Consider the following 24,607-nt stretch of genomic DNA (forward strand, 5'->3'; position numbering starts at 1 on the left):
CGAGGGGGCATCGTCGGTCGCCTGCGACTGGCGTACCATGGCGCGCGGCCCTCGACACGGGGTTGGGCGCCAGTCTAGAGGCCACCGCCTGGTGGGCCTATGCCATAACTGTTCAGCGATGCTGGCGTTTTTTGCCATTCGGCTGATGGGGAGAACCGGCTTTGATGCGGGAAAAGGATTCGGTCGCGGCGTATTTCGTGCACGCCATGATCCACGGGCTGCGTGATCAGCCCCAGCGCCTGGCGGCGGTACTGGCCGAGGCCGGCATCGCCCCGGCGTTGATGGAGCAGCCCCACGCCCGGGTGCCGGCCAGTGCGTTTGCCGCGTTGTGGCTGATTCAGATCCGCGAGTTGCAGGACGAGTTCTTCCAGCTCGATGCCCATGGCATGCCCGTCGGCAGTTTCGCCCTGATCTGCCGCGCGCTGATCCAGGAGCCCGACCTGGGCAAGGCACTGCGCCAGTGCCTGGCCAATTTCGGGCTGTTCCTCAAGGACTTTCACGGCAGCCTCAGCGTGCGCGGCAAGCGCGCGGTGATCAGCCTGCACACCACTGCCACGGACCCGGACGCGCGGCGTTTTGGCGAAGAGACCTTCCTGGTGCTGATGATCAGCCTGCTGTGTTGGCTGGGCGGGCGGCGTATCCCCATCGACCGCGCGGATTTTCGTCAGACGCGCTTGTCCTTGAGCGACGACGCGTTGCTCTGGGGGCCGAATTTGAGTTTCGGCGCCGAGCGCACCGAGATCGAATTTGCCAGCCGCTTTCTGCGCTTGCCGGTGGTCCAGGACCTGGCCTCGCTCAAGGTGTTTTTACGCAGCGCGCCGCAGTGGCTGGTGATCCGCTTTCGCAATCAGCATGGGTTGGCGACCCAGGTTCACCAGCGGTTGCGGCGCAGCCACTACAGCCAGTGGCCGACCCTGGATGCCTTTGCCGGCGAGCTGCAAATGAGCCCCAGCACCCTGCGCCGGCGCCTGGAGCGGGAGGGCTGTTCGTACCAGGAAATCAAGGACGAAGTGCGCCGCGGCATGGCCTTGCAACTGCTGCGCAACAGCGCCACCAGCATCGGCGAAATCGCCGAGCAGACCGGCTTCCAGGAACCCAGCGCCTTCCACCGCGCCTTCAAGAAATGGACCGGCGAAAGCCCCGGCCGCTACCGCGCCCGTTTCCAACCCCACACCCTGTAGCCGCTGCCGAGGCACGAGGCTGCGCTGGCCGGCCCGAACGTCGCAGCAATACGGCGCCAATCAGGGCTATCGCCAGCGGCTACAGGCTTCGGCCGGGCATTTCGATGCCGTGCTGGTGCACGCGGCGGTACAGGGTGGCGCGGGAGATGCCCAAGGCCTTGGCGGCGGGCAGGGGTTTCCAGCGGTGGCGCACCAGGGCGTCGAGCAGGGCCTGGCGTTCCGGGCTGGCGTGGCTCTCGGCCGGGCTGTCGAGGGGCGTGCCGTCCACTGCCAGGCCTTGCAACTGTTCGGGCAAATCCCGCAGCTGAATCAGGTCGTCCTCGCACACCGCACAGGCGTAGCGCAGCACATGCCGCAACTGGCGCACATTGCCCGGCCAGCGGTAACCCAGCAGGCATTCCAGGGCGGCACTGCCCAGCTGCACCGGCGCCCCGCACAGCTGCGACTCTTCCTGCACAATGCGCTGGATCAGCGCCAGGCGATCGCTGCGCTCGCGCAACGGCGGCAACTGAAAGCGTGCGCCGCCCAGACGAAAATACAGGTCCTCGCGAAACTCGCCCGCCGCCACCAACTGCTCCAGGTCACGGTGACTGGCGCACACCACCTGGATATCCACGGCCTTGCGCCGCGAAGCCCCCAGCGGCGCCACTTCGCCCTCGGACAGCACCCGCAGCAGCCGGGTCTGCAACGCCAGGGGCATATCGCCGATTTCATCGAGAAACAGCGTGCCGCCATCGGCCTGTTGCAACAGGCCCTGCATGCCCTTGTTCGACGCCCCGGTAAAGGCCCCGGCGACATACCCAAACAACTCGCTTTCAATCAGGCTTTCCGGGATCGCCGCGCAGTTCACCGCCACGAACGGCCGCTCGCGGCGTTGGCTGGCCTGGTGCACCTGGCGGGCAAACACCTCCTTGCCGGAGCCGGTTTCACCCTGGATCAGCACCGGCAGGTTGCGGTCCTTGACCCGTACCGCCAGGCGCAGGCTTTCGGCCAGGCGCGGGTCGAGTTCGGCTGGCGCCAGGGCCAGGCGCTGGCGATTGCGGTTGACGCGCCGCGGCGCACTCAGGCGCCCGTGCAGCGCCTGGCGGCCGCCCAGGCAGGGCAGCAGGCACAGCGACTCATCCCGGGCCCGGTGCAGCGACTGTTGGTCGAACACCTGGCCGATGTGCTCCGGCAGGCGCCCCAGCCCCTGCAATAACCACTGGCGCGCCGCCGGGTTCAGCGCGTGCAGGCGGCCATCGTCGTCCCAGGCCAGCAGGTAGTCCGGCTGGCTGTCGACATAGCCCGGGCTGTGGTGGGCCCGCAGCACCCAGAAGCCCTGGGCGCTGCTCATGAAAAACGCCTGTTCGATCTCCCGTGCGCTCTGCACCACCATCTGCCGGATCAGGTGCTGGGAGCGGCGCTCGTCCGGGGAGCGCACCGCCGACACATCGAGCACCCCGAGCAGCTCGCCCTGGGGGTCGAAGACCGGCGCGGCGGAGCAGGTGAGGCCGATAAAGGCAGCGCGAAAGTGGTCGCGCTTGTGCACCGTCACCGGGGCCCGGGCGGTCAGCACTGCGGCCACGCCGCAGGTGCCTTCCTCGCCCTCGGACCAGCAGGTGCCCAGGTACAGCCCGGCCTTGCGGCAATCATTACGAATGGTGCTTTCGACCCGGTAGTCGATGGTCTGGCCCTGGGCGTCGGTGAGCAGCACGCAATAGTCGGCGTCGCGCACCCGGCCGTGCAGGCGCGCGACCTCTTCGCTGGCGATGCGCAGAAACAGCTCGGAACGCTCGCGGCATTCCTGCAGCACATTCTGCGACAGGATCCGTGGCCCCTGCAGCGAGCCCGGGTCCAGGTGATGTTGCTCCATGGAGCGGCGCCAGGAATCGAGGATCAGGTCCGAGACCGGCAATTGCGGCAGGTGTTCGGCGTTTCTCAAGACACGGCTGACGCAATCCACATGCGCCTTTGAATGTGCGCAAAGCATGAGGGCCTCCGGTTCCAGCTTCTTATCGTTGTGCGGGCATTAAGCGCCGAACACCGGCCGCCGACAAGCGCCCTCTGATCGCGGGTCGGGGTGAGACGCAACGTCTCAAGGTCTCGTCCAGGCCCCGTGCAGCCTGACATGCAGCGTCTCAGCCGGTGTCTTCCGACGCCACTCGGCCATTGCTTGCGCGAGGCCCTGGCCCGGGCTTTTGCGGGGTTTTTTCGCAACCTGGCACCGGCCTTGCTCTAGCTCTGATACCCAGCCTGACTGGCCAGATAATAAGAAGAGGTGCCCTATGTCGTTCGCTCAAGGTTCGTTCGCCGTTGTGCCCGGGGTGGCTGCATGAGCCGTTTGCCCTTGACCGTGGGCATCATCGCCAACCCGGCCTCGGGGCGCGATGTGCGCCGCCTGACCGCCAATGCCGGGCTGTTTTCCAGCACCGACAAAGTCTCGGTGATCCAGCGCTTGCTGGCGGCGTTTGGCGCCACCGGTATAGAACGGGTGCTGATGCCCACCGACATGACCGGCATCGCCGCCGCGGTGCAGAAAAACAGCCACAGCCGCCAGGCCCGGGACAGCCATTGGCCGGCGCTGGAGTTTCTCGACCTGACCCTGCGCCAGAGCGTCGAAGACACGCGCAAGGCCGCACGCTGGATGGCCGAGCGCGGCGTGGCGCTGATTGCCGTGCTCGGGGGCGATGGCACCCACAAGGCGGTGGCCGCCGAGGTCGGCGATATTCCGCTGCTGACCCTGTCCACCGGCACCAACAACGCCTTCCCCGAACTGCGCGAAGCCACCAGCGCCGGGCTGGCCGGCGGGCTGTTCGCCAGCGGACGGATCCCGGCCGAAATCGCCCTGCGGCGCAACAAACGGCTGCTGGTGCGCGAGCCCGCACGGGGCCTGCACGAGATCGCCCTGGTGGACGTGGCAGTGTCCTCGCTGCCCTTTATCGGCGCTCGGGCCATCAGCCGTGCGGCGGACCTGGCCGAGGTCTTCGTGACCTTTGCCGAGCCCCAGTCCATCGGCCTGTCTGCCCTGTGCGGACTGTGGCTGCCGGTCACCCGCCAGGAACCCTACGGCGCCTGGATGCGCCTGGACCCCCATGCGCCCCAGGCCCTGCTGGTGCCCCTGGCCCCGGGGTTGTTGCAGGGCTGCGGGGTGCGCGACGCCGGTTACCTGCAACCCGGGGTGCCCCGGCCCCTGTCCCTGCCCAGCGGCACCCTGGCCCTGGATGGCGAGCGCGAAATCGAATTCAACCTGCATGACCGGCCCACGGTCACCCTCGATGGCGGCGGCCCGCTGAGCATCGATGTCCAGGCGGCCCTGGCGTTCACGGCGCAAGAGCGCCTGTTGGCCATCGGTCGCGAACACCCGCAACACCCCGTGAACCTTCAGCACCAAGACACTCCTGGAGAATAAAAATGTCGACACCTTTGACCTCTGATCAGTTGCTGCATGCCTACCAGGTGATGCGCACCATCCGTGCCTTCGAAGAGCGCCTGCACGTGGAATTCGCCACCGGCGAGATCCCCGGTTTCGTCCACCTGTATGCCGGCGAAGAAGCCTCGGCCGCAGGCGTCATGGCCCACCTGGGCGACGATGATTGCATCGCCTCCAACCACCGCGGCCACGGCCATTGCATCGCCAAGGGCGTGGACGTGTACGGGATGATGGCCGAGATCTACGGCAAGAAAACCGGGGTCTGCCAGGGCAAGGGCGGCTCCATGCACATCGCCGATTTCGAGAAGGGCATGCTCGGCGCCAACGGCATCGTCGGCGCCGGCGCGCCACTGGTGGTGGGCGCGGCCCTGGCCGCCAAACTCAAGGGCACCGACAGCGTGGCAGTGGTGTTTTTCGGCGATGGCGGCTCCAACGAGGGCGCGGTGTTCGAGGCCATGAACATGGCCTCGGTGTGGAACCTGCCGTGCCTGTTCATCGCCGAGAACAACGGCTACGCCGAGGCCACGGCCTCCAACTGGTCGGTGGCCTGCGACCACATCGCCGACCGCGCCGCCGGCTTTGGCATGCCCGGGGTCACGGTCGACGGCTTTGACTTCTTTGCCGTGCACGAAGCCGCCGGCGCGGCCGTGGAACGGGCCCGGGCCGGGGAGGGGCCATCGCTGATCGAGGTCAAGCTGACCCGCTATTACGGCCACTTCGAAGGCGATGCCCAGACCTACCGCGCGCCGGATGAGGTCAAGCATTTTCGCGAGCACAACGACTGCCTGATGCAGTTCCGCGAGCGCAGCACCCGCGCCGGGCTGGTCCAGGCCAGCCAGTTGGACCAGATCGACCACGAGGTCGATCTGCTGATCGAAAACGCCGTGCGCAAGGCCAAGTCCGACCCCAAGCCGAGCCCCGCCGACCTGCTCACCGACGTCTACGTCTCCTACCCCTGAATACTCCCTATAACAAGAATCGAGACCTCTATCATGGCGAGAAAAATCAGTTATCAGCAGGCCATCAACGAAGCCCTGGCCCAGGAAATGCGCCGCGACCCCAGCGTGTTCATCATGGGTGAAGATGTCGCCGGCGGTGCCGGTGCCCCCGGTGAAAACGATGCCTGGGGCGGGGTGCTGGGCGTGACCAAAGGCCTGTACCACCAGTTCCCCGGGCGCGTGCTCGACACGCCGCTGTCGGAGCTGGGCTATGTCGGCGCGGCGGTCGGCGCGGCCACCTGTGGCGTGCGCCCGGTGTGCGAGTTGATGTTCGTCGACTTCGCCGGTTGCTGCCTGGACCAGATCCTCAACCAGGCGGCCAAATTCCGCTACATGTTCGGCGGCAAGGCGGCCACGCCGCTGGTGATCCGCACCATGGTCGGCGCCGGGCTGCGCGCGGCGGCCCAGCACTCGCAGATGCTGACCTCGCTGTGGACCCACATCCCCGGGCTGAAAGTGGTCTGCCCATCCTCGCCCTACGATGCCAAGGGCTTGTTGATCCAGGCCATTCGCGACAACGACCCGGTGATTTTCTGCGAGCACAAAATGCTCTACAGCATGCAGGGCGAAGTGCCGGAAGAGCTCTACACCATCCCCTTCGGCGAGGCCAACTTCCTGCGCGACGGCAAGGACGTGACCCTGGTCTCCTACGGGCGCACGGTCAACACCGCGATGGACGCGGCGCGCAGCCTGGCCGGGCGCGGCATCGATTGCGAGGTCATCGACCTGCGCACCACCAGCCCGCTGGATGAAGACAGCATCCTCGAAAGCGTGGAGAAGACCGGGCGTCTGGTGGTCATCGACGAAGCCAACCCGCGCTGCTCCATGGCCACCGATATCTCGGCCCTGGTGGCGCAAAAAGCCTTCGGTGCGCTCAAGGCACCGATTGAAATGGTCACCGCGCCGCATACCCCGGTGCCGTTCTCCGATGCCCTGGAAGACCTGTACATCCCCGACGCGGCGAAGATCGAAAACGCCGTGCTCAAGGTCATCGAATGGAGCAAGCGCTGATGAGCCAGATCCATACCCTGACCATGCCCAAGTGGGGCTTGTCGATGACCGAGGGCCGGGTCGATGCCTGGCTCAAGGAAGAAGGCCAGGCCATCACCAAGGGCGATGAAGTGCTGGACGTCGAGACCGACAAGATCTCCAGCAGCGTCGAGGCGCCGTTCTCCGGGGTGCTGCGGCGCCAGATCGCGCGCCAGGACGAAACCCTGTCCGTCGGCGCCTTGCTCGGCATCGTGGTCGAGGGCGACGTCAGCGACGCCGAGATCGACGCGGTGATCGAGCAGTTCCAGGCCGACTTCGTGCCCGGTGCCGGTGCCGAGGAAGACAGTGGACCCAAGCCCCAGAAAGTCGAACTGGACGGGCGCCTGGTGCGCTACTTCGAGCGCGGCGAAGGCGGTGTGCCGCTGGTGCTGGTGCACGGTTTTGGCGGCGACCTCAATAACTGGCTGTTCAACCATGAAGCCCTGGCCGCCGGGCGCCGGGTGATCGCCCTCGACCTGCCGGGCCATGGTGAGTCGGCCAAGCAGTTGCAGCGCGGCGACCTGGATGAACTGAGCGGCGTGCTGCTGGCGCTGCTCGATCACCTGGATATCCCCGAGGCGCACCTGGTGGGCCATTCCATGGGCGGTGCGGTGTGCCTCAACGCCGCGCGCCTGGCCCCGCAGCGGGTGCGCTCGCTGACCCTGATCGGCAGCGCCGGCCTGGGCACGGAAATCAACGGCAGCTACCTGCAGGGATTCGTCGAGGCGGCCAACCGCAACGCCTTGAAGGCGCCGCTGATGCAGCTGTTCTCCAACGCCGAGCTGGTCAACCGGCAGATGCTCGAAGACATGCTCAAGTACAAGCGCCTGGAAGGGGTGGACAGCGCCCTGCGGCAACTGGCGGCGAACCTGTTCGGCGAAGGCCGGCAACAGCTCGACCTGCGAGCCGTGGTCCAGGACGGCGCGCAACCGGTGCTGGTGATCTGGGGCAGTGATGACGCGATCATCCCGGCGGCCCACAGCCAGGGCCTGGCGGCACAGATCGAGATCCTGCCGGGCCAGGCGCACATGGTGCAGATGGAAGCGGCGGAACAGGTCAACCGGCTGGTGCTGGAGTTTATCCGCCAGCACTGAAGCCCGTGATGGCTGCGCCGGCCCCCTGGCTGCGCAGCCCTATAACAATAAGGCGTAGCCAAGATGGGTGTTTCTCTCAAATCGACTCAAAGCATGCGTGCCGCCGTGTGGCATGGCCGCAACGACATCCGCGTCGAAGACGTGCCGTTGCCGGGCGCGCCACCGGCCGGCTGGGTGCAGATCCGCGTCGAGTGGTGCGGGATCTGCGGTTCCGACCTGCATGAATACGTGGCCGGCCCGGTCTTCATCCCGGTGGATGCGCCGCACCCGCTGACCGGCATCAAGGGCCAGTGCATCCTCGGCCATGAGTTCTGCGGCGAGATCGTCGAGCTTGGCGCCGGGGTCCAGGGTTTCAGTGTCGGCGAGCCGGTGGCGGCCGATGCCTGCCAGCACTGCGGCACCTGTTATTACTGCACCCACGGCCTGTACAACATCTGCGAAAACCTGGCCTTCACCGGGTTGATGAACAACGGCGCCTTTGCCGAACTGGTCAACGTACCGGCCAACCTGCTGTACAAATTGCCGGCCAACTTCCCGGCCGAAGCCGGGGCGCTGATCGAGCCCCTGGCGGTGGGCATGCACGCGGTGAAAAAGGCCGGCAACCTGCTGGGGCAGAACGTGGTGGTGGTCGGCGCCGGGACCATCGGCCTGTGCACCATCATGTGCGCCAAGGCCGCCGGCGCGGCCCAGGTCATCGCCCTGGAAATGTCCGGCGCACGCAAGGCCAAGGCCTTGGAAGTCGGCGCGACCCACGTGCTCGACCCCAAGGAATGCGACGCCCTGGCCGAGGTCAAGCGCCTCACCGGCGGCCTGGGGGCCGATGTCAGCTTTGAATGCATCGGCAACAAACGTACGGCCAAGCTGGCCATCGACCTGATCCGCAAGGCCGGCAAATGCGTGCTGGTGGGCATCTTCGAAGAGCCCAGCGAGTTCAACTTCTTCGAGCTGGTGGCCACCGAGAAACAGGTGCTGGGCTCCCTGGCCTACAACGGCGAATTCGCCGATGTGATTGCCTTTATCGCCGACGGCCGCCTGGACATCACGCCGCTGGTGACCGGGCGCATCCAACTGGAAGAGATCGTTGGCCAGGGCTTTGAGGAGCTGGTCAACAACAAGGAACACAACGTGAAAATCATCGTTTCACCGGGTCGCGTGTAGCACGCCCAAGCGGGCGATTTGGCGATGGCCGTGGGTGGCCATCGCACTTTTTTACGTTTTGCCGCTCTATTCATGGCCAGGCCGCGCTGATCCCCAGCTGTGCCAGTGAATATTGACCCGGTGCCGATGGCCTACGCCCCCTTCTTTTGCATGAAGCAATTGCTGCGCCGCCCCCTGCTGTTGGCAGGGCTGTTGGTGCTCTGTTCCAGTGGCTGCAGCCAGCAGCAAGGACGCGATATCGCGGAACAGTTTCGTAAAGGCAAACCCGACGAATTCTTCCAGACCAGCGTCGACCGCATGGCCACCCTGGGCATGCGCGACAACCTGCAAAGCCTGTACCTGCTGATGGGCAAGCTGTACCTGCGCAACCCGGCGCAGTGGCGCAAATCGGGCTACCCCGACGGCACCACCGCCCAGCGCGAAATCCGCAACGCCATCGAAAAACGCCAGCCGCTGCCTTCATTGGGCGATCGCCGGGATCTGGCGGCCTTGAGTTATTCCCTGAGCCCGGAATTCCAGGGGGATCGGGTCGGGGCGTTTATCTATGCCATCGGCAGCATGCTGGTGACGGCCCATGGGGGGCGCACCGAGTTTTATATGACTGATGCCATCGATCCGCAGTTTGTCAGCAATGCGGCGCGCAATATTGAGAAGGCCACTTGGTTGTTGAGCCAGCGGCAGGATGCCAATGGGGTGCTGTTGTTGTTTTCCAATGAGATTTCGGAGGAGGGCAGTAACCTGAGTTTTGCGGTTGAGTTTGGGAAGATTGTGGCGCGGTTGGATTTGCTGACGCAGATGTTGGATGAGCGGTATCGGCGGATTGGGTTGAATTATGCGCAGAGTTTGCTGTTTATGAATTTTTTGCCGGTGCAGTGATTTGGGGCTCCCAGGCGGCCCTCCGGCCGGCCTGCCTTACCCCTGTGGCGAGGGAGCTTGCTCCCGCTGGGCCGCGTAGCGGCCCCAAGACCTGGCACCTCGGTTTTATGGGGGTGCATATCCATTGCTGCGGGTGTGGCGGCTAAGGGTTCCGCCCTTACGGCGGCTCACTTTTGAAAAGCGCAAAAGTAAGCAAAACGCTCTTGCCCCACCACTCGGTGCCTCGCCTAGGCTCGGCATGCCCTCACTCCGGCAGTGATCCGTGGGCCGCCGCGATGGGCCATCCCTGGCCCAGCGCGGCTAACCCGGCGTCCTGCCGGGTTGCCCACGGCTCACTGCCTGCGTTCGGCCAGCGTGGTTTAACGGGGCGCTTCAGATCAAAATCAAGGGCAAGACGGCGGCCTTCCGGCCGGCCTGTTTTTGTTCGTTCTGCCCCTGTAGCTGCTGTCGAGCCTGCGAGGCTGCGCTGGCCCTCATCGCCGCCCAACACATCCGCCACGGCCACCGTCCGAACGCCCCCCGACTCATCATCCGCAGCTACAGGTCAACTGCTCGCCGCCCGGGTCCTCAACGCCCCAATTTCTCCATCGCCGCATCCGCCAGAAAAGACGACCGGCTCTTGATGTTGTGCTCTCGCACGAACCGGTCGATCCGTTGAATCACGTACCCGGGCAAGGTCACGTTGACCTTCTCGGTTTTGCCCAGGTAAGGCGCGACGTCGATGTCCAGCATGCCCCAGCCCATCCCCGCGAAATCGGGGTTGGCGCGGTGCTGGCCGATGGAGGTGGGCAGGGGAATGGCGTGTCCTGCACGGGCCAGTTCTTCGAGCATGATGTGGGCGATTTCCATGGCGGCGCCGTACGCGGTCTCGAAGCTGTCGCCAGCGGTGACGGCTCCAGGAATGTCGGGAATCTGGATGCCGGTGGCCGTCTGTTCGTCGCCCCACTCGATGCAGATGGGATATTGCACGGGGATTTCCTCAATAGATGAAGGTTGAAGGGCTATATCAGTCCAGCCAGTTTCCGGATGGCCCTGACCGTGCCCGTGGCAGGTCCTTCTTCGGGTGCGGCACCGGAACGGTCTCGGGCCGGTAGGGATGCTTGAAAAGATGGTGGCTTCCGGTAACCCGGTCCAGTACCCATCCTGCGGCTTAAAGCTCCTTGATCAGCTGTCTGCTTTGCACCTCCATCTCCTTATCGGGGTGAGGGGTGCTTTATAACTCCAGGCGCATGGTAACGCAGGTTAAATTGTGTGTCTGGAGTTATGTATCGGAAAGTGTCGTTCAGGTGTCTTGGCAAGCATGAAAGCGCTTTCGGCCAACGGCTGCCGGTCGCAAAGGGCTGCAAGGGGGCGATTTTTGAAAAAACTGCGCTTTGTACAACACTTAGGGTTCGCCTGTGGATGTGCCTAGGTTCAGCGCGGCTGGAATGAAGGCGTCAGGCCTGATTCTGGAGAAGAAAAATGCTCAGCAAAAACACGATCTGCCTCTGGTACAACGGCACTGCGCAAGATGCTGCGCAGTTCTACGCCCAGACCTTTCCGGACAGCGCCGTCGTCGCTGTTCATCACGCGCCTGGCGACTACCCGGCGGGCAAGCAGGGCGATGTCATAACGGTCGAGTTTACGGTCATGGGCATCCCTTGCCTGGGATTGAACGGCGGGGCGGGGATCACGCATAACGAGGCTTTTTCATTCCAGGTGGCGACCGACGACCAGGCCGAAACGGACCGCTTGTGGAACGCGATTGTCACCAACGGAGGCCAGGCAAGCGTGTGTGGCTGGTGCAAGGACAAGTGGGGCGTGTCGTGGCAGATCACGCCCCGTGTGCTGACCGCCGCGATCATCGACCCCGATCCCGCCGCAGCCAAGCGCGCTTTCGACGCCATGATGACCATGACCAAGATAGACATCGCCGCCATCGAAGCCGCACTCGCCGGTTAGCGGGCCTGTGAGCCGCTGCGTTTTGGTATTGGCCGTCATCCGAACGCCAGCGGCTACAGAGCCTGTAGCCGCTGCCGAGGCACGAGGCTGCGCCGGCCAGCGCCGGCTCCGTGACACTTCAGGTGCATCAGGGCTCTTGTCCCGTACGCCACTGAATCACCTCCAACACCGCGCACCCTTCCCGGGTGAGCAGGTGCTCCCCACGAGTGATCCGCGTCAGATCACAGTCGGAAATATCTTTCAGATTAAGCGTGGACAGCGTGTCCATCAGATCCCGCACCACAGTGAAACGATGGGCCGCGCTGCTGGCCAGATCGTTCAGAGAGGCTTGGGTGTCGAGGTAGAAAACCGCTTGATCGGCGTCGTGGGTGTCGACGGCAGTAAAGCGCGAGTGTGCTTGGTCAATCATCGGTGCAGCTCCTGTGAGTGGTGCAATCACCTGAGATGCCGGCTACGAGGGAAATGACGATTGTGCGGGTATGTGCCGACCTGGGATCCACCGTGCACAGCCGTCATAACATCCTGTCGCGGGCACCTGATAGGCGACTGCAAGAGTGTGTCGAACGCTGATGCTGCGTTGTAATCCCGACCGGCCAAGGTCGTTCGCGATTTTGCTGCGAGGGCGAACTATAGGGTGAGTGGTTGAGAGCGACAACCGGGTATCGGTTGAGATTGTTTGAGTAGGTGTGTCGTGGGAGCAGCGGAAACAGTGGCGACGGCACATCGGTGATTAAGCTGTGGTTTGCCCTTGGGTATTGAGTACGTACAAGAGAGGCCGCTATCGGCCAAAATCGGACGTTCGCAAGTGACCTATTTCGACCCATAGCATCCGGTCACGAAACCTGTTGGCCTTTCGATAAGCCCCGACCAAAAATTGAGGTGACTGAAGGCGATCGCTAAAACGATGGGGGCACCGATCCTCACACTCACCGCCATCGACAGAGTTATGTCAATATGCCATCCATGCCTGTCGGCTTCATCAGCAGGTATCAGTGCCGCTCCAGGAGGTCTATCCGTGCATGAAGCATAAGCCAGTCAAAAAACCTCTGGGCATCCACCGCTGGAAACTGCGCTATAGCCATAAATTAGGGCGTGGCCTCCAGTTGATGCCGGCTGTAGGACAGATTCGCTCTCAGGTTTTCCTGAGCATAGAACTTTTTCTCGGAAGTATGGTTTCCGGTAGGTGCGTATGGGACATTTAGAACAAACAGCGGCAGATAAAAGCGCTTTAGGTTTTGAGTATCAGGATCTTGTACTCGTCAATATTCTGCTTGGATTAAAGCCAGGAGAGCAAATTGGGCTAGAGGTGTTCGATGATGTTCACACCGAGAGTATCACTCATGACCTCTGCCTTATTCAGGTTAAACATAGTCTTTCCGGAGGAAATATAACCGAGAGGGATATCGACCTGTGGAAGACACTGTACAATTGGTGGAAGTCGGTACCGGAGTTGCCACCCGGCAAAAATATTGAGTTCCAAATATATTCAAACAAAAAACTCAATAATCAAAATCTGATTGTTCTTCTGAAAGCCGCGAAGGAGAACAAGGAAAAAATCATTGATGCGATTCTGGCTATTTTTGAAGATATCCAAGCGGCTGAGGCGCTAAAAGCACCGACCGATCCAGAAAATCCTATTTTTAGATATGTAAAAGCCCTCGCAACAGCCAAGCATGAAGAAGTCGAGTTTCTTCTGGAACGCTTTAGTTTTCAGACTGATAGCGAAAGTATTAAACGCCAGATAAACAAAAAACTAGCGTATTTTGCCGTGCCGGATAGCAAGTTAGATGATACTCGAAAGTTTGTAGTTGGAGCCTATAAAGAGTTCAAGGTGGAAACTATTACATCGGGTGCAAAAGTGTTGATCACTTATCAGGCTTTCCGAGTTCAAATGGGTTTTGATAGGATTTTGAGATCATCGAGGAGCAACGAGGTCGATTATGATAGGTTCTATGATAAGTACTATCATTTCCAGCGCCTAGAAAATCTATCGTTTTTAGGGAGCATCTTTAGCACTCAATTGCTAGACATTGGTAAGACTGAAGCTGATGCTGTTGAGCACGGAATTGAGATGCTTGCAACTGAAGAGTTGATAGGTGAGTTAAAGAAAGAGGGCGACTTTACTTACCAAGATGATACTCGATTAGAGCAGCAGTGCGAGATAAGCTGGAAAAATATACACAAGCAAGCTCATGGAGCATTTTCCCAAGACGGTTCTCAGCCCCTCTTGGCCGCTCAAGCTTGCTATGAAAAAACCCTGAGTAAAGAGTTAAAAATAAAAAACATTGCACTTCCAGACGGGTTCAGTCGAGGAAAATTCATCAAGCTGTCTAATACCCCGTCGATTGGATGGAAGATAGATTGGCAGGAGCTTTACCTAAAATGAATCCTCTTGTAACAAACGAAGTGCTCGGGGTATTGGCGCTCCAAGCAACGCTGGCATGCATGCCAGATCGCACGATCGAACTTTCCAACTCACTGCTGATTTTGCCGTTAATCTTTAATAAGCGGATTCGGTCAATTCTAAAAAACAAAAACGTGGTGTATATCAGTAGTCGTGATCTGGTACTTTCATTTCCAAAAGACTTCTCCGCTGTGAGTAATCACTTCCTAGATTTTTCATCCGTCTCGGTAAATACAGTGTTACTTGCATGCGAAATGGGGGTCGCAGAGTTTGACGAAAGAACTTTATCCCTTATCTCTGAAGTTTTTACATCGACGAACCAAAAGTCGGTAGGGCAACTAGGAGCCGAAATTTATCTTGCTGCTCCGAGGTTGGCGAAAATTTTAGAAGAAAATAGCACTGAGCTATATCAGAATTTTAGGATTGTTCTATGAGCAGTATTCAAATAAAAAATATACTTCTTTGGCAAAAAAACGGAATTCTTAGAAATTTAGAATTCCTTGAGAATCGGGTTAACGTAATCACAGGGGACTCTGGAAAAGGCAAGTCGTCGATACTCTATATTATAGACTATTGCCTGCTTGCCAGTGAAACGAAAGGAATATCAAAAACCAATATTGACTCCAAGGTGACTTGGTATGGACTCAGGATTAATATTCACGGTCGTGAAATTTTGATTGGACGCCCTTCTGAAGAAAACGCGGAAACCTCTCAAGCGTTTTTCTCTGAAGATGGTATTATTCCAGAGGCACCACACTTTAACATCAAAGTCGATAATCTCAAGAAGATTCTCAACGATGCATTTGGTATCGACTCCGAGCTGAAAATTCCATATGGTGGCAGGCACATTCGTACCGGCTCTAAAGTTTCCTTTCGAAGCTTCCTTCCTCATAGCTATCAAGATCAGAACGCAATTATTGCTCCTGAGTATCTGTATATTCGGCCAGCTGACGGGCGATACCAAGAGTCTATTGAGCGAACTTTTCGAATGGCGCTAGGAGTTGAAAACGCCAAAACCTCGACCGCAAAAACAAAGTTGCTTGATCTCGAGCAGAAGCAGGTAGCAATAGAGCGCAAAAGAGAAATCTTTGAAAAAAATAAACTAGCGTTCGCCGACGACTTACAAGGTCTGGGTCGGGAGGCGGCTGCTCTGGGCATAATTGAGGATGTTCCCACCGACGTCGATGCGCTTTTGAGAAAATTGAAAGAAGTGGTAATCGACTCAGATATTGCGTTGCCTGGGAAGGGTGAGACGGAGGCGCTTGAAAAGAAAATATTTTCGCTTCGCTCTAAAAATAAAAAATATGAGGCCTTTGCTGATAAGAAACTTGAATTCTCCAACTCTACCAAGCAGGCAGAGGATGCATTGCGTCCAGTCGAGTTCTTTAACGAACATCCAGAATTGATCTTTCCATCAGAATTGGCCAATAGCCTCATTCATCATCTTCAGACAGAACTTAGCCGCCTACGTGCCGCACTTAAAAGTAAAAGCCAAGCTCCCTTTTTGGCAGAGGTGAAAGATTTAATATCAGAAAACACTCAAGAAATTAACAGCTTAGAAGAAAAGCTAGCTGCGTTACAAAAAAACCAGAAATCTCGCTCCAGCCCTAAAGAATATTACAAATATATCGGAAGGCTTGACACAAAAATCCAGCTTTTCAGTGACTCAGACAATCATACGTTTTCATACGATCCTGAAGAGTTTCAGACCAAGGTCGATCAGCTAAAAAGTGTGATTGAGGAAGATAATCTAAAGGTGGAGTTGGCAGAGCAAAAGCTTAATGAGTTTATTAATGACAAACTCAAGAGGCTGAAGCTCAAGGGTTACGATAATTTTACCGCTCGGTTTAGTGAGAAAGAGCGCCTGATTCATTTATTTTCCGAGGATTTGTCTTCTGTAGAAAAAATGCCTGATATTGGCAGTGCATCCAACTACCTATATCTTCACTTAGCTTATTTTTTTGCGATCCACCAAGTTGCTAAGCGACACAAAGTGACGTGGATGCCTTCGTTCATGGTTTTGGATCAGCCTAGCACCCCTTACTTCTCAAATGAGGGAGAACCAACTGATGACATTATCAGTCTTGATGCTGCGTTAATTGAGATGAATTCTTTTATCAAACAAATGGACGAAGAGGGTGGGTTTCAGATAATACTGCTTGAGCACATCAAGGAAACACATTGGAAACGCCTGGCGTTAGACAGGTTTCATTTGGTAGATAAAGAATTGCGCGGAGATTATGGTCTGATCCTCGACTGAAGATATAAAGCGTGAGCACCCTTGCAGCAAACGTGACAAAGGTGCTCCGTTCCTTGAGCTAATATCGGAGCAGCGTCGTTTTATAGTGATGTCCTGGATGAGCACAGCGAATTCGCTGAGACGAAGGCTCTGGCTTATTTAATGAACAATGCGAAGAGTTTGTCAAAATTCCATGAGTGGTGACGATAACTTAGTCGTCAGTTTTTATCCGAAGGATGAGGCAAAGAATTTGCTTGATCTAGGGGTAACAAAGTAATACCAATTGATGGAGTACTGCGAGTTATAAAAACCGGATCTGCTTATTCTTTTCAATAATGAACGCGGGGTAGCAGGCAGTGCTGAGTAACAGGCAACTCTGTTCCTTTGAATCGTTAGGTGCCATTCCTAACGGCAGCTTCTGGCCGAAATCAGCCAAAAGCGGTCGCTCATTATCTAAGAAATCCGGGGCGATTCAGTCTCAGAAAGTCCCTCTACTACCTCTGCCGAACCCTTGCCGTCGTCGCTATTAAATACGATGATATCACCGTGAAATTATGGCATGCGGGCGTTACCAAGGAAGGTTTCCTTCACGAGAAGGCTTGATGCCTCCTTTCGTCTCTCTCGGTGCTACCAGCCAAATGCACGCCAGCTGAGAACTGCTGCGCACTGCCCTACACGAGAGAGATGATGTCCATCATCAAAACGAAATATCTGGTCTTACGCCCCCGTGGCGAGAAGTTGATAGACATCGTCATCCTTGCCCAAGCTTGGAAAAAGACCCAAGGTTTCATCCGTCGCCACAACTCGTACGCTGATGTCCTTGAACTCGATAGATCTACCGTCAACCTAGAGCGGCAATTGATCGTGTGGGCCACGGACTTAAAGAAACCTCAGTTTCGGACTATGGAAATGATGCTGGTCCCTGCTCCAAAAAATGGAAGGTGGGTATTCCCGACGGACCTTGAGCCGGAGAAAGACAATTTCTTAGATAGCATTCTTACCAGCTCTCTATTTAACGCCTGGGGACCGGTTCCAAAGAAAGAAGATAATCCATCTAACCAACCCAGCCTTCAAAAACTACGGCCTCTCGCTCATATAGGTATTCGCGATCAGTCTCTAGCGACTGCCGTAATGATGTGCCTTGCTGAATCCATAGAAACAACCCAAGGGAACCCGGACGAAGTTGATGCAGTTAAAGCACGCTCAAATGGCCTCACAAGTTACGGAAATCGACTCCACTGCCGATGGTCCGAAAGTGCTGGAAGCCGTGCTAAAGCTAATTTTTCTTGGGGTAATAGCCAGACCTATCGTAAATACTACCAAGACTATCGCGCGTTCCTATCTCGCCCACGCCAAATCTGTGCCGAGTCAGCTCAACGGACACCTAAAGGAAAAGAGCTATCCGTAATTTCTCTTGATTTAAAGTCATTTTATGACCGCGTGGACTGTCAGGCATTGGTAATTGAGCTACAACGCCTTGAGACCGAGTTTAACCGAGAATTTCATGTGCAGGCGGACAATGGCGCCGACCAAGAGTTTTGGGATAAAACGGAAAAAATATTAAAATGGCGCTGGCGGGACAGCGACAACGAACAAGCTGAATTATTCAATGAATTGGGAAGTAAAAAGCTAGACCTTGGACTTCCGCAAGGTCTCGTAGCATCAGGTTTTTTAGCAAATGCATATTTAATCGGCTTTGATCAAGCAGTCGACAGAGACACTCGTGAGAACCTCGTAATCGAAAATAGCGGAATCAAGATTCTTGATTATTGCCGTTACGTCGATGATATCAGGATTGTAATTGAAGCACCAAGCCACAGCTCTCCACTCAATCAAGTAAAAAGCTATGTAATTGAAAAACTTCAAGAGCATTGCAAACGCATCGGGGCCCAAAAAGATATTGTCCTATCAGAGGATAAGTGCTCTATAATTCCCTATCGCTCAATGTCGTCCCAGAATAACGTATCAACATTAATGAGTGTGCTTGGGGCTGAGTTGAGCGGAACGTTTGATATCGATTCATTAGCACAAGCTGCTGGCGGCCTCGAGGGCTTGCTCTGGATATCGGATCAGATCGAAGGATCACAAGAACCGCCAAAATCCAAGCTACGATTAGCAACGATAGCTGCCCCCGCAACAGACGTTCGAGACGACACAGTCAAACGCTTTGTGGCGACTCGCCTCGTAGAGTTGATGAGACAGCGTCTAGCCATGACTGATCTCAGCGCACCTGATGATACAGGCGAGTCCTTAGGGGATCGGATGAATGGCGGAGAAGCCCTTGCCCATGAATTCGAATCTACAGCGCGTAAATTAATTAAATGCTGGGCAGAAAATCCCGCTTTAGTATTATTGCTCCGATGCGGGCTTGATTTATTTCCCCACCCTAAGTTGCTCGCACCAGTACTAGAAGCACTTAGTGCAAAGCTTTTCGAAGCTCCCGGCGAACCAAATCAAAATGAGCAGCGTCAAATTAAAAGCGCTGAATACATCGCCGCAGACTTGCTACGTGCCGGCATTGTGGAAACCGGCTTCCGGGATGACGAGAGCTATCCCGAAAACATCGACATTCAAGGTTACAGAGAAGATCTGGGAGGTTTCGCAAGAACTATCGTCGTAGAGCGAGAAAATTCGCCTTGGTACTTATTACAGCAGGCACTGCTTTACTTAGCATCGATTGGAGATAACAGTGTAAGCCTTGATGATATCGAGGAACCTGCGATAGACGAACCATATAAGAGGCTGCGAAGCGCACTTCTCTTTGAGCGTTCCAGCTCAGGCGAACTATTGAAGACAATTCCGTATGCACTTGTTGCTCAGCAGATGCATCCCAATCCCCGGCGCTTTGCCGCTTGGATAGCTGAAGGGCTTCGCTCTACCACGTCAGCCACTCAGATACAAAAAATTGTTAACTTAATAGCCCTTGAAAGGCCTGATTTGCTTCTCGAGGCGACCAGCAAGCGGGATGCCACGTTGCAAAAATGGAAAAAATTTGTCCCACAATCTGTAGTTGAAATTGGCCGCATCAGTGCCAGCAAACAAAAAGAAAATAAAACACTAGCAACACGCCAGTTACTTCGAGTCATGCAAGACCCATTAAATGCTTTCGGCCAAGAAAATGGGCTTTTAATGCTTGCCAAAGCACTTCTTATTACACCAGGTATTGAGGCGCGACTCTCAAATAGACTCAGTCCTATAGATATTACCGTTACATGTTCAAACTGGGCACAGCTACAATCACTTCCGAACACCCCTGAATTCTTGAAAGTTATTTTGTCAGAAGAGTCAGATGAAAATAATCCGCTATATGAGAATCCAGAGTGGGTTAGCGATGATCAGACCTGGATGTACGGATTAGGTCGAATCCTAAGATCAGCATTAACAGGAGATTTCGACTTCACCGCGCGGAGATTCTTAGTAACAGAGGAAGTTGGACGCTACAGAGGCATTCGGAGCAGCTGGTATAAGCGTCGCTTTGGAATGCTCAATTCTGGCAGCGGCATGCTGGACGAGCCTGCACCAATTTCCCCGTGGCTTTCTGGATTTATTTCAATACTCCTCCAATGGCCTGGTATCGAATTTAAGGCCAATGATGCGGCACCGGTTTCCGACGTCCGCACACCGGGTGAGCTGTTAGCAATTCTTGAAAAACGCATTTCAGAGCAACGGGAATTATATGGGGTGCGTAGTAAAACTCCTTTCTACGTTATCCCTACCAGCGACGGCACCACCCTTGTGGACAGGCCGTTGCGGGTTGCGATTGTCCAGACGCTTCGTCCTAGGATGGATGATTTCGATACCAAGGACCCTACCCACTGGACTCCGGCGATGTTGTCACAACACCGACGTCACTTGGCTCAGGTGTGTCGACTAGCGCACGCTAAATTGAGTGCTTGGACTTCGTCTCGACCGCTAAAAGACGGGGAGGATGAAGACTCCAAAATCGATGTTATTCTTTTCCCTGAATTGGCAGTTCATCCCGAACATGTTTTTTTTCTACGCCGCCTTTCAGACATGCTTAAGGCCAATATCTTCACTGGACTGACATTCATGCATTCCAGCAAATGCGGAGGCCCAATCAATCAGGGCCTATGGCTAATCCGAACAGATGCTCCAGATCAGGGCCGGAATATCCAATACGTGTGGCAGGGAAAACTGCACCCAATGAAACTTGAACAACAGATGGGAGTTAAAGGACATCGCCCTCATGTAACGCTTGTGGAGCTTCCCATAGGTACAACTTCACCAACACGCCTGGCTGCGGCGATCTGCTACGATGCAACTGATCTTGATTTGGTAGCAGATTTACGAGACCGGTCAGATGTATTCCTCGTTTCAGCGTTGAATCAGGACGTGCAAACATTTGACAATATGGTGGCGGCACTACATTTCCACATGTATCAACCAGTAGTACTTGCGAACTCAGGTGAATTTGGGGGTTCTACAGCCCAAGTTCCGCTTCCTAAACATGAACGCTTAGTAGCCCATGTCCATGGCAACAATCAAGTCGCGGTTAGTGTTTTCGAAATAGATCCAGCCCCATTCAAGTCCACAAAACCACGGCGATCACCAACACAGGTAAAAACTGCTCCCGCCGGTTATAAAGGAAGAGTGCACTGACTGGAGATCCAGCGTTCTTCCGAAGCTGTGCTTCGTGCACCTAAAATACTTGCTCCACAGGATGGAACCAGGAGATCCCTAGGCTTCCCGCGATTAGGTTTCTACATTTTGGAAGCTCTACGCTTGAATCCTATCGGCAGTAAAAATGGAGAGCGGGGTACAAAACTACCGGACCCAGCTCCGTATACAGAGTCGATTATTGGGATACCCAGTAGATGCAAAATCCCGTGTTTCCCGCGAACGGCTGCATTGGGTCGATTTCAGCCGGTCGCTACTGGCCGAAAGCAGCTGGTTGTGAACGGCAGTTATTGGCTCTAAGTCTTCCTTCTCGTAGAGGGTTATTGATCAGAGGCTTCAGGTCAATGTTTCTCAACAGTCGCGCGGAATCCATCTAGCAACCCTCCCAATATTTCCTACACCAGAAAAACCCAACCCGCTTTTCATGGACGCCCCCATGCCGTCCATTGAACTATTGCGCCGACCTTTCAGTCACCCACCATTCTCCCGTCAATGGCCGCCCCATCAACGGCCCACGCTAAGGAAGCAACCCGTTTTATGACCGTCTCCGAACTGTTCGCCGCTATTCGTAAACCCTATGTTGAAACGCTTTCACGTGTTGCTGCGCAGTGCGCGTCGCACGTTGAGCCGGCTTATAGAAACAGCGATGGCTCATTGGCCACTGAAGGGGCAATGGACACGCCCTGTCGGGTGGATGCCATTGCAGCGGAGGGCGTTTCGGCTGGGCAGCTGGTGCAGGTCGACTCTGAAACCGAGCTGGCCTTTGAGCCTGTACGTTTTGAGCTTGGGCAGACGGCGGTGGTCATTTCTCCGTTTGGTTGGGACTGGTTGCCGTTGCAGGTGCGGGGCTTGAGTGGGGAGGTGGCCTCACAGGTGGTTCGGGCCTGGTTCCTGGAGTGGTTCGATGGGGAGGATGAGAACTCGCCTACCGAAGAAGGGCTGCAAGGTGTGGTGCACTTTGTGTCGGACCCGGAGGCGACGGAGGAGGGGTACAGGGTGAAGATTGATTTGGGGTCGGCTCCGGGGAGGCGGTGGAGGGGCTGCTTTTTGAGTTGTCAGATGCGGGGGCTGTTGGGGTTGCGCTTGGGTGAATGAGTGCATCTGAGGGGGCATGGGGTTTTACAGGGCCCGATCAGGCCGGCCGGAAGGCCGCCGTCTTGCTCTTGATTTTGCTTTTGATCTGAAGCGCCCCGTTAAACCACGATGGCCGAACGCAGGCAGTGAGCCGTGGGCAACCCGGCAGGACGCCGGGTTAGCCGCACTGGGCCATGGATGGCCCATTGCGGCGGCCCACGGATCACTGCCGGAGTGAGGGCATGCCGAGCCTAGGCGAGGCACCGAGTGGTGGGGCAAGAGCCCTTTGGTTACTTTGGGGCTGTTCCAAAGTGACCCGCCGTAAGGGCGGAACCCTTAGCCGCCACACCCGCAGCAATGGATATGCACCCCCATAAACCCGAGGCGTCAGGTCTTGGGGCCGCTGCGCGACCCAGCGGGAGCAAGCTCCCTCGCCACAGCAAGCTCCACCACCTCACAAAGTCAGCTCGCCAGACCCGCAGATCACGCATCTACATCCCAAAAATCAATGCACAATCTGCGCAAGAAACGCCTTGGCCCTCTCACTCTTCGGCGCCCCAAAAAACGCCTCCGGCGGCGCATCCTCGACAATCCGCCCCCCATCCAAAAACAACACCCGCTCCGCCACCTGCCGCGCAAACCCCATCTCATGGGTCACACACAACATGGTCATGCCACTCCCCGCCAGCTTCACCATCACATCCAGCACCTCACTGACCATCTCCGGGTCCAGCGCCGAGGTCGGCTCATCGAACAACATGATCTTGGGCTCCATGCACAACGCCCGGGCAATCGCCACGCGCTGCTGCTGCCCGCCGGACAGCTGGCTCGGGTATTTGTCGGCCTGGTTCTCGATCCCCACCTTGGCCAGAAACCCCCGGGCCAGTTCTTCGGCTTTTTTGCGCGACAGGCCGCGGACGGTGATCGGCGCCAGGGTGCAGTTGTCGAGCACGCTCATGTGCGGGAACAGGTTGAAGTGCTGGAACACCATGCCCACTTCGCTGCGCACGCGGGCCGCTTCGCGGGTGGCTTGGGAGAGGTCGGTGTTGTCGATGAGGATCCGGCCTTTCTCGGCGATTTCCAGGCGGTTGATGCAGCGGATCAGGGTCGATTTGCCCGAGCCGGAAGGGCCGCAGAGGACGATGCGTTCGCCCTCGCGCACTTTGAGGTCGATGTCGTGCAGCACGTGGAACGCGCCATAGAATTTGTTCAGGCCGCTGATATCCACCACCACTTTGCGGGTGTCGGTGGCGGTGATCGGCGCGGTGGTCAACGGGGCAGTCTGGGTCAGCATGGTCGGGTCTCCGGCGATCAGTGGAAGCGGTCGGCGCTGTAGGGCGCAGGGTCGGTGAACGGCGCGGCGCCGGTGAGCATTTCCGCCAACAGGCGGCCGCTGACCGGGCCCAGGGTCAGGCCGTGGTGGGCGTGGCCGAAGTTGAACCACAGGCCTTTATGGCGTGCGGCCGGGCCGATCACTGGGCACATGTCGGGCAGGCATGGGCGACGGCCGAGCCAGGGCTCGGCGTCGACCCGTTCGCCCAGGGGGTAGAAGCGGCGGGCCAGGGTTTCGCAGCGGCGCAGCTGGATTTCATTGATCGGGTCGTCGCGGTCGGCGAACTCAATGCCGGTGGTCAGGCGAATGCCGCCGACCATCGGCGCCAGCACGTAGCCGCCCACCGGGTCCAGCAGCGGGTGCTGCAAACGGGTGCCCGGCAGCGCCGCGTAGTGCATGTGGTAACCGCGCTTGATCGCCAAGGGGATCTGGTAGCCCAGGGGTTCGAAAATCCCCCGCGCTTCAGGGCCCAGGGCGACCACCGCCTGTTCGGCGCTGATCACCCCGGCCTCGCTCTGCACCTGCCATTGGCCGTCGACCTGGCGCAGGCTCAGGGCATCGCCGATCACGAAGCGGCCACCGCGCTGCTTGAACAGTTCGGCGTAGCCGCGGGTCAGGCCGCCCGGGTCGGTGACGGTCTTGGGGTCGAGCCAGTGCAGGCCGCCGACCACGTCGGGGTGCAGCCCGCTTTCCAGTTGATGGATCTGCTGGCGGTCGAGCACCCGGTAGTTCAGGCCGTATTCCTCCAGGGCCAGGGCGTCGGCCTGGGCCTTGGCGAAGGCGGCCGGGTCGTTGAAGGCTTCGATCCAGCCTTCACCCTGGATCAGGCCCTGCATCCCGGCGGGTTCGGCCAGTTGCATATGTTCGCTGACGCAGCGCTCGATCAGCGGCAGCATGGCGCGGGTGGCGCGGGCCAGGCCTTTGGGCGCGGAATGGCGCCAGTACTGCAGCAGCCAGGGGCCGGCCTTGGGCAGGTGGCTGAAGCTGTAGCGCACGTCCGATTGCTGGTTGAGGCCGTAGCGCAGCAGCTTCGACACTTCCCGGGGGAAGGCGTAGGGGATCACGCTGGCGCGCTCGATCAGCCCGGCGTTGCCGTGGCTGGTGCCGTTGCCCGGTGGCTGGCGGTCGAGCAGGATCACCTGCTGGCCGCGTGCTTGCAGGTGCAGGGCGGTGCTGACGCCGACGATCCCGGCGCCCAGAACGATGGTTTGGCAATGCATGGGGTCAATCCTT

At 57.8% G+C, this 24,607-nt stretch carries 18 protein-coding genes and 1 pseudogene; 13 read left to right on the forward strand and 6 right to left on the reverse strand.

The annotated features are described in order from the left end of the window. The first annotated feature begins 164 nt into the window (after positions 1-164). On the forward strand, positions 165-1,181 hold the full coding sequence (locus tag JFU57_RS18540; protein ID WP_201130327.1) for an AraC family transcriptional regulator: 1,017 nt from the start codon (positions 165-167) through the stop codon (positions 1,179-1,181). A gap of 79 nt (positions 1,182-1,260) precedes the next feature. Here the strand turns inward: JFU57_RS18540 and JFU57_RS18545 are convergent, their stop codons facing one another. Continuing rightward, positions 1,261-3,150 carry a sigma-54-dependent Fis family transcriptional regulator gene (locus JFU57_RS18545; RefSeq protein ID WP_201130328.1) on the reverse strand — a complete coding sequence of 630 codons (1,890 nt, stop codon included), beginning with the start codon at positions 3,148-3,150 and terminating at the stop codon, positions 1,261-1,263. A 342-nt stretch (positions 3,151-3,492) separates the two neighbouring features. Here JFU57_RS18545 and JFU57_RS18550 point away from each other — a divergent pair, with 342 nt between their 5' ends. The 6 genes from JFU57_RS18550 to JFU57_RS18575 all read left to right on the forward strand — a co-directional run bounded on the left by JFU57_RS18550 (position 3,493) and on the right by JFU57_RS18575 (position 9,745). After that, the gene (locus tag JFU57_RS18550) at positions 3,493-4,569 is read left to right on the forward strand and encodes an ATP-NAD kinase family protein (protein ID WP_201130329.1); all 1,077 of its coding nucleotides are present in this window, start codon (positions 3,493-3,495) and stop codon (positions 4,567-4,569) included. 2 nt (positions 4,570-4,571) lie between these two features. Then, positions 4,572-5,549, forward strand: coding sequence for a thiamine pyrophosphate-dependent dehydrogenase E1 component subunit alpha (locus JFU57_RS18555; RefSeq protein ID WP_201130330.1), 978 nt, complete (start codon positions 4,572-4,574; stop codon positions 5,547-5,549). A gap of 33 nt (positions 5,550-5,582) precedes the next feature. Continuing rightward, complete coding sequence (locus JFU57_RS18560; RefSeq protein ID WP_078473800.1) at positions 5,583-6,599, forward strand: alpha-ketoacid dehydrogenase subunit beta; 1,017 nt, start codon at positions 5,583-5,585, stop codon at positions 6,597-6,599. Next, the gene (locus JFU57_RS18565; protein WP_201130332.1) at positions 6,599-7,711 is read left to right on the forward strand and encodes an acetoin dehydrogenase dihydrolipoyllysine-residue acetyltransferase subunit; all 1,113 of its coding nucleotides are present in this window, start codon (positions 6,599-6,601) and stop codon (positions 7,709-7,711) included. The genes JFU57_RS18560 and JFU57_RS18565 overlap by 1 nt, the downstream gene beginning before the upstream one ends. Before the next feature lie 93 nt (positions 7,712-7,804). Next, positions 7,805-8,869 carry a 2,3-butanediol dehydrogenase gene (locus tag JFU57_RS18570; RefSeq protein WP_238596245.1) on the forward strand — a complete coding sequence of 355 codons (1,065 nt, stop codon included), beginning with the start codon at positions 7,805-7,807 and terminating at the stop codon, positions 8,867-8,869. A 126-nt stretch (positions 8,870-8,995) separates the two neighbouring features. After that, positions 8,996-9,745 (forward strand): hypothetical protein, encoded by a 750-nt coding sequence (locus JFU57_RS18575; protein ID WP_242487591.1) that lies wholly within the window; start codon positions 8,996-8,998, stop codon positions 9,743-9,745. Between the two features lie 567 nt (positions 9,746-10,312). Here the strand turns inward: JFU57_RS18575 and JFU57_RS18580 are convergent. Continuing rightward, the gene (locus JFU57_RS18580; RefSeq protein ID WP_201130334.1) at positions 10,313-10,714 is read right to left on the reverse strand and encodes a type II toxin-antitoxin system HicB family antitoxin; all 402 of its coding nucleotides are present in this window, start codon (positions 10,712-10,714) and stop codon (positions 10,313-10,315) included. A gap of 32 nt (positions 10,715-10,746) precedes the next feature. Next, positions 10,747-10,880 (reverse strand): annotated as a pseudogene (locus JFU57_RS18585) (type II toxin-antitoxin system HicA family toxin). A 326-nt stretch (positions 10,881-11,206) separates the two neighbouring features. Here JFU57_RS18585 and JFU57_RS18590 point away from each other — a divergent pair. After that, entirely contained in the window at positions 11,207-11,686 is a 480-nt protein-coding gene (locus JFU57_RS18590) for a VOC family protein (RefSeq protein ID WP_201130336.1), read from the forward strand. A gap of 127 nt (positions 11,687-11,813) precedes the next feature. On the opposite strand, the gene JFU57_RS18595 is transcribed toward JFU57_RS18590, so the two are convergent. After that, entirely contained in the window at positions 11,814-12,095 is a 282-nt protein-coding gene (locus JFU57_RS18595; protein WP_201130338.1) for a hypothetical protein, read from the reverse strand. A 780-nt stretch (positions 12,096-12,875) separates the two neighbouring features. On the opposite strand from JFU57_RS18595, the gene JFU57_RS18600 reads away from it, so the two are divergent. From JFU57_RS18600 to JFU57_RS18620, 5 genes are all read left to right on the forward strand, one after another. Continuing rightward, on the forward strand, positions 12,876-14,072 hold the full coding sequence (locus JFU57_RS18600) for a hypothetical protein (protein WP_201130339.1): 1,197 nt from the start codon (positions 12,876-12,878) through the stop codon (positions 14,070-14,072). Continuing rightward, positions 14,069-14,524 (forward strand): hypothetical protein, encoded by a 456-nt coding sequence (locus JFU57_RS18605; RefSeq protein WP_201130341.1) that lies wholly within the window; start codon positions 14,069-14,071, stop codon positions 14,522-14,524. Before JFU57_RS18600 ends, JFU57_RS18605 begins: the two co-directional genes overlap by 4 nt. Beyond that, complete coding sequence (locus JFU57_RS18610; protein WP_201130343.1) at positions 14,521-16,350, forward strand: DUF3732 domain-containing protein; 1,830 nt, start codon at positions 14,521-14,523, stop codon at positions 16,348-16,350. The genes JFU57_RS18605 and JFU57_RS18610 overlap by 4 nt, the downstream gene beginning before the upstream one ends. A 666-nt stretch (positions 16,351-17,016) precedes the next feature. Further along, positions 17,017-20,949 (forward strand): reverse transcriptase domain-containing protein, encoded by a 3,933-nt coding sequence (locus tag JFU57_RS18615; protein WP_201130345.1) that lies wholly within the window; start codon positions 17,017-17,019, stop codon positions 20,947-20,949. Positions 20,950-21,504: 555 nt separating this feature from the next. After that, entirely contained in the window at positions 21,505-22,062 is a 558-nt protein-coding gene (locus JFU57_RS18620) for a hypothetical protein (RefSeq protein WP_242489766.1), read from the forward strand. A 484-nt stretch (positions 22,063-22,546) separates the two neighbouring features. Here JFU57_RS18620 and JFU57_RS18625 read toward each other — a convergent pair whose 3' ends face one another. Together JFU57_RS18625 and JFU57_RS18630 are read right to left on the reverse strand one after the other, a co-directional pair. Further along, positions 22,547-23,335: an amino acid ABC transporter ATP-binding protein gene (locus JFU57_RS18625; protein ID WP_043230593.1), complete on the reverse strand. Its 789-nt coding sequence runs from the start codon at positions 23,333-23,335 to the stop codon at positions 22,547-22,549. Positions 23,336-23,352: 17 nt separating this feature from the next. Beyond that, the gene (locus JFU57_RS18630; RefSeq protein WP_201130347.1) at positions 23,353-24,594 is read right to left on the reverse strand and encodes an NAD(P)/FAD-dependent oxidoreductase; all 1,242 of its coding nucleotides are present in this window, start codon (positions 24,592-24,594) and stop codon (positions 23,353-23,355) included. Between the last annotated feature and the right edge of the window lie 13 nt (positions 24,595-24,607).

Origin of the sequence: Pseudomonas sp. TH07, assembly GCF_016651285.1 — a bacterium.
Lineage (GTDB): Bacteria > Pseudomonadota > Gammaproteobacteria > Pseudomonadales > Pseudomonadaceae > Aquipseudomonas.

Bases quoted from the DNA above. Each gene is read 5' to 3' on its own strand.
- JFU57_RS18540 (WP_201130327.1), top strand. From the start codon at position 165: ATGCGGGAAAAGGATTCGGTCGCGGCGTATTTCGTGCACGCCATGATC.
- JFU57_RS18545 (WP_201130328.1), bottom strand. From the start codon at position 3,150: ATGCTTTGCGCACATTCAAAGGCGCATGTGGATTGCGTCAGCCGTGTC.
- JFU57_RS18550 (WP_201130329.1), top strand. From the start codon at position 3,493: ATGAGCCGTTTGCCCTTGACCGTGGGCATCATCGCCAACCCGGCCTCG.
- JFU57_RS18555 (WP_201130330.1), top strand. From the start codon at position 4,572: ATGTCGACACCTTTGACCTCTGATCAGTTGCTGCATGCCTACCAGGTG.
- JFU57_RS18560 (WP_078473800.1), top strand. From the start codon at position 5,583: ATGGCGAGAAAAATCAGTTATCAGCAGGCCATCAACGAAGCCCTGGCC.
- JFU57_RS18565 (WP_201130332.1), top strand. From the start codon at position 6,599: ATGAGCCAGATCCATACCCTGACCATGCCCAAGTGGGGCTTGTCGATG.
- JFU57_RS18570 (WP_238596245.1), top strand. From the start codon at position 7,805: ATGCGTGCCGCCGTGTGGCATGGCCGCAACGACATCCGCGTCGAAGAC.
- JFU57_RS18575 (WP_242487591.1), top strand. From the start codon at position 8,996: ATGGCCTACGCCCCCTTCTTTTGCATGAAGCAATTGCTGCGCCGCCCC.
- JFU57_RS18590 (WP_201130336.1), top strand. From the start codon at position 11,207: ATGCTCAGCAAAAACACGATCTGCCTCTGGTACAACGGCACTGCGCAA.
- JFU57_RS18595 (WP_201130338.1), bottom strand. From the start codon at position 12,095: ATGATTGACCAAGCACACTCGCGCTTTACTGCCGTCGACACCCACGAC.
- JFU57_RS18600 (WP_201130339.1), top strand. From the start codon at position 12,876: ATGGGACATTTAGAACAAACAGCGGCAGATAAAAGCGCTTTAGGTTTT.
- JFU57_RS18605 (WP_201130341.1), top strand. From the start codon at position 14,069: ATGAATCCTCTTGTAACAAACGAAGTGCTCGGGGTATTGGCGCTCCAA.
- JFU57_RS18610 (WP_201130343.1), top strand. From the start codon at position 14,521: ATGAGCAGTATTCAAATAAAAAATATACTTCTTTGGCAAAAAAACGGA.
- JFU57_RS18615 (WP_201130345.1), top strand. From the start codon at position 17,017: ATGTCCATCATCAAAACGAAATATCTGGTCTTACGCCCCCGTGGCGAG.
- JFU57_RS18620 (WP_242489766.1), top strand. From the start codon at position 21,505: ATGACCGTCTCCGAACTGTTCGCCGCTATTCGTAAACCCTATGTTGAA.
- JFU57_RS18625 (WP_043230593.1), bottom strand. From the start codon at position 23,335: ATGCTGACCCAGACTGCCCCGTTGACCACCGCGCCGATCACCGCCACC.
- JFU57_RS18630 (WP_201130347.1), bottom strand. From the start codon at position 24,594: ATGCATTGCCAAACCATCGTTCTGGGCGCCGGGATCGTCGGCGTCAGC.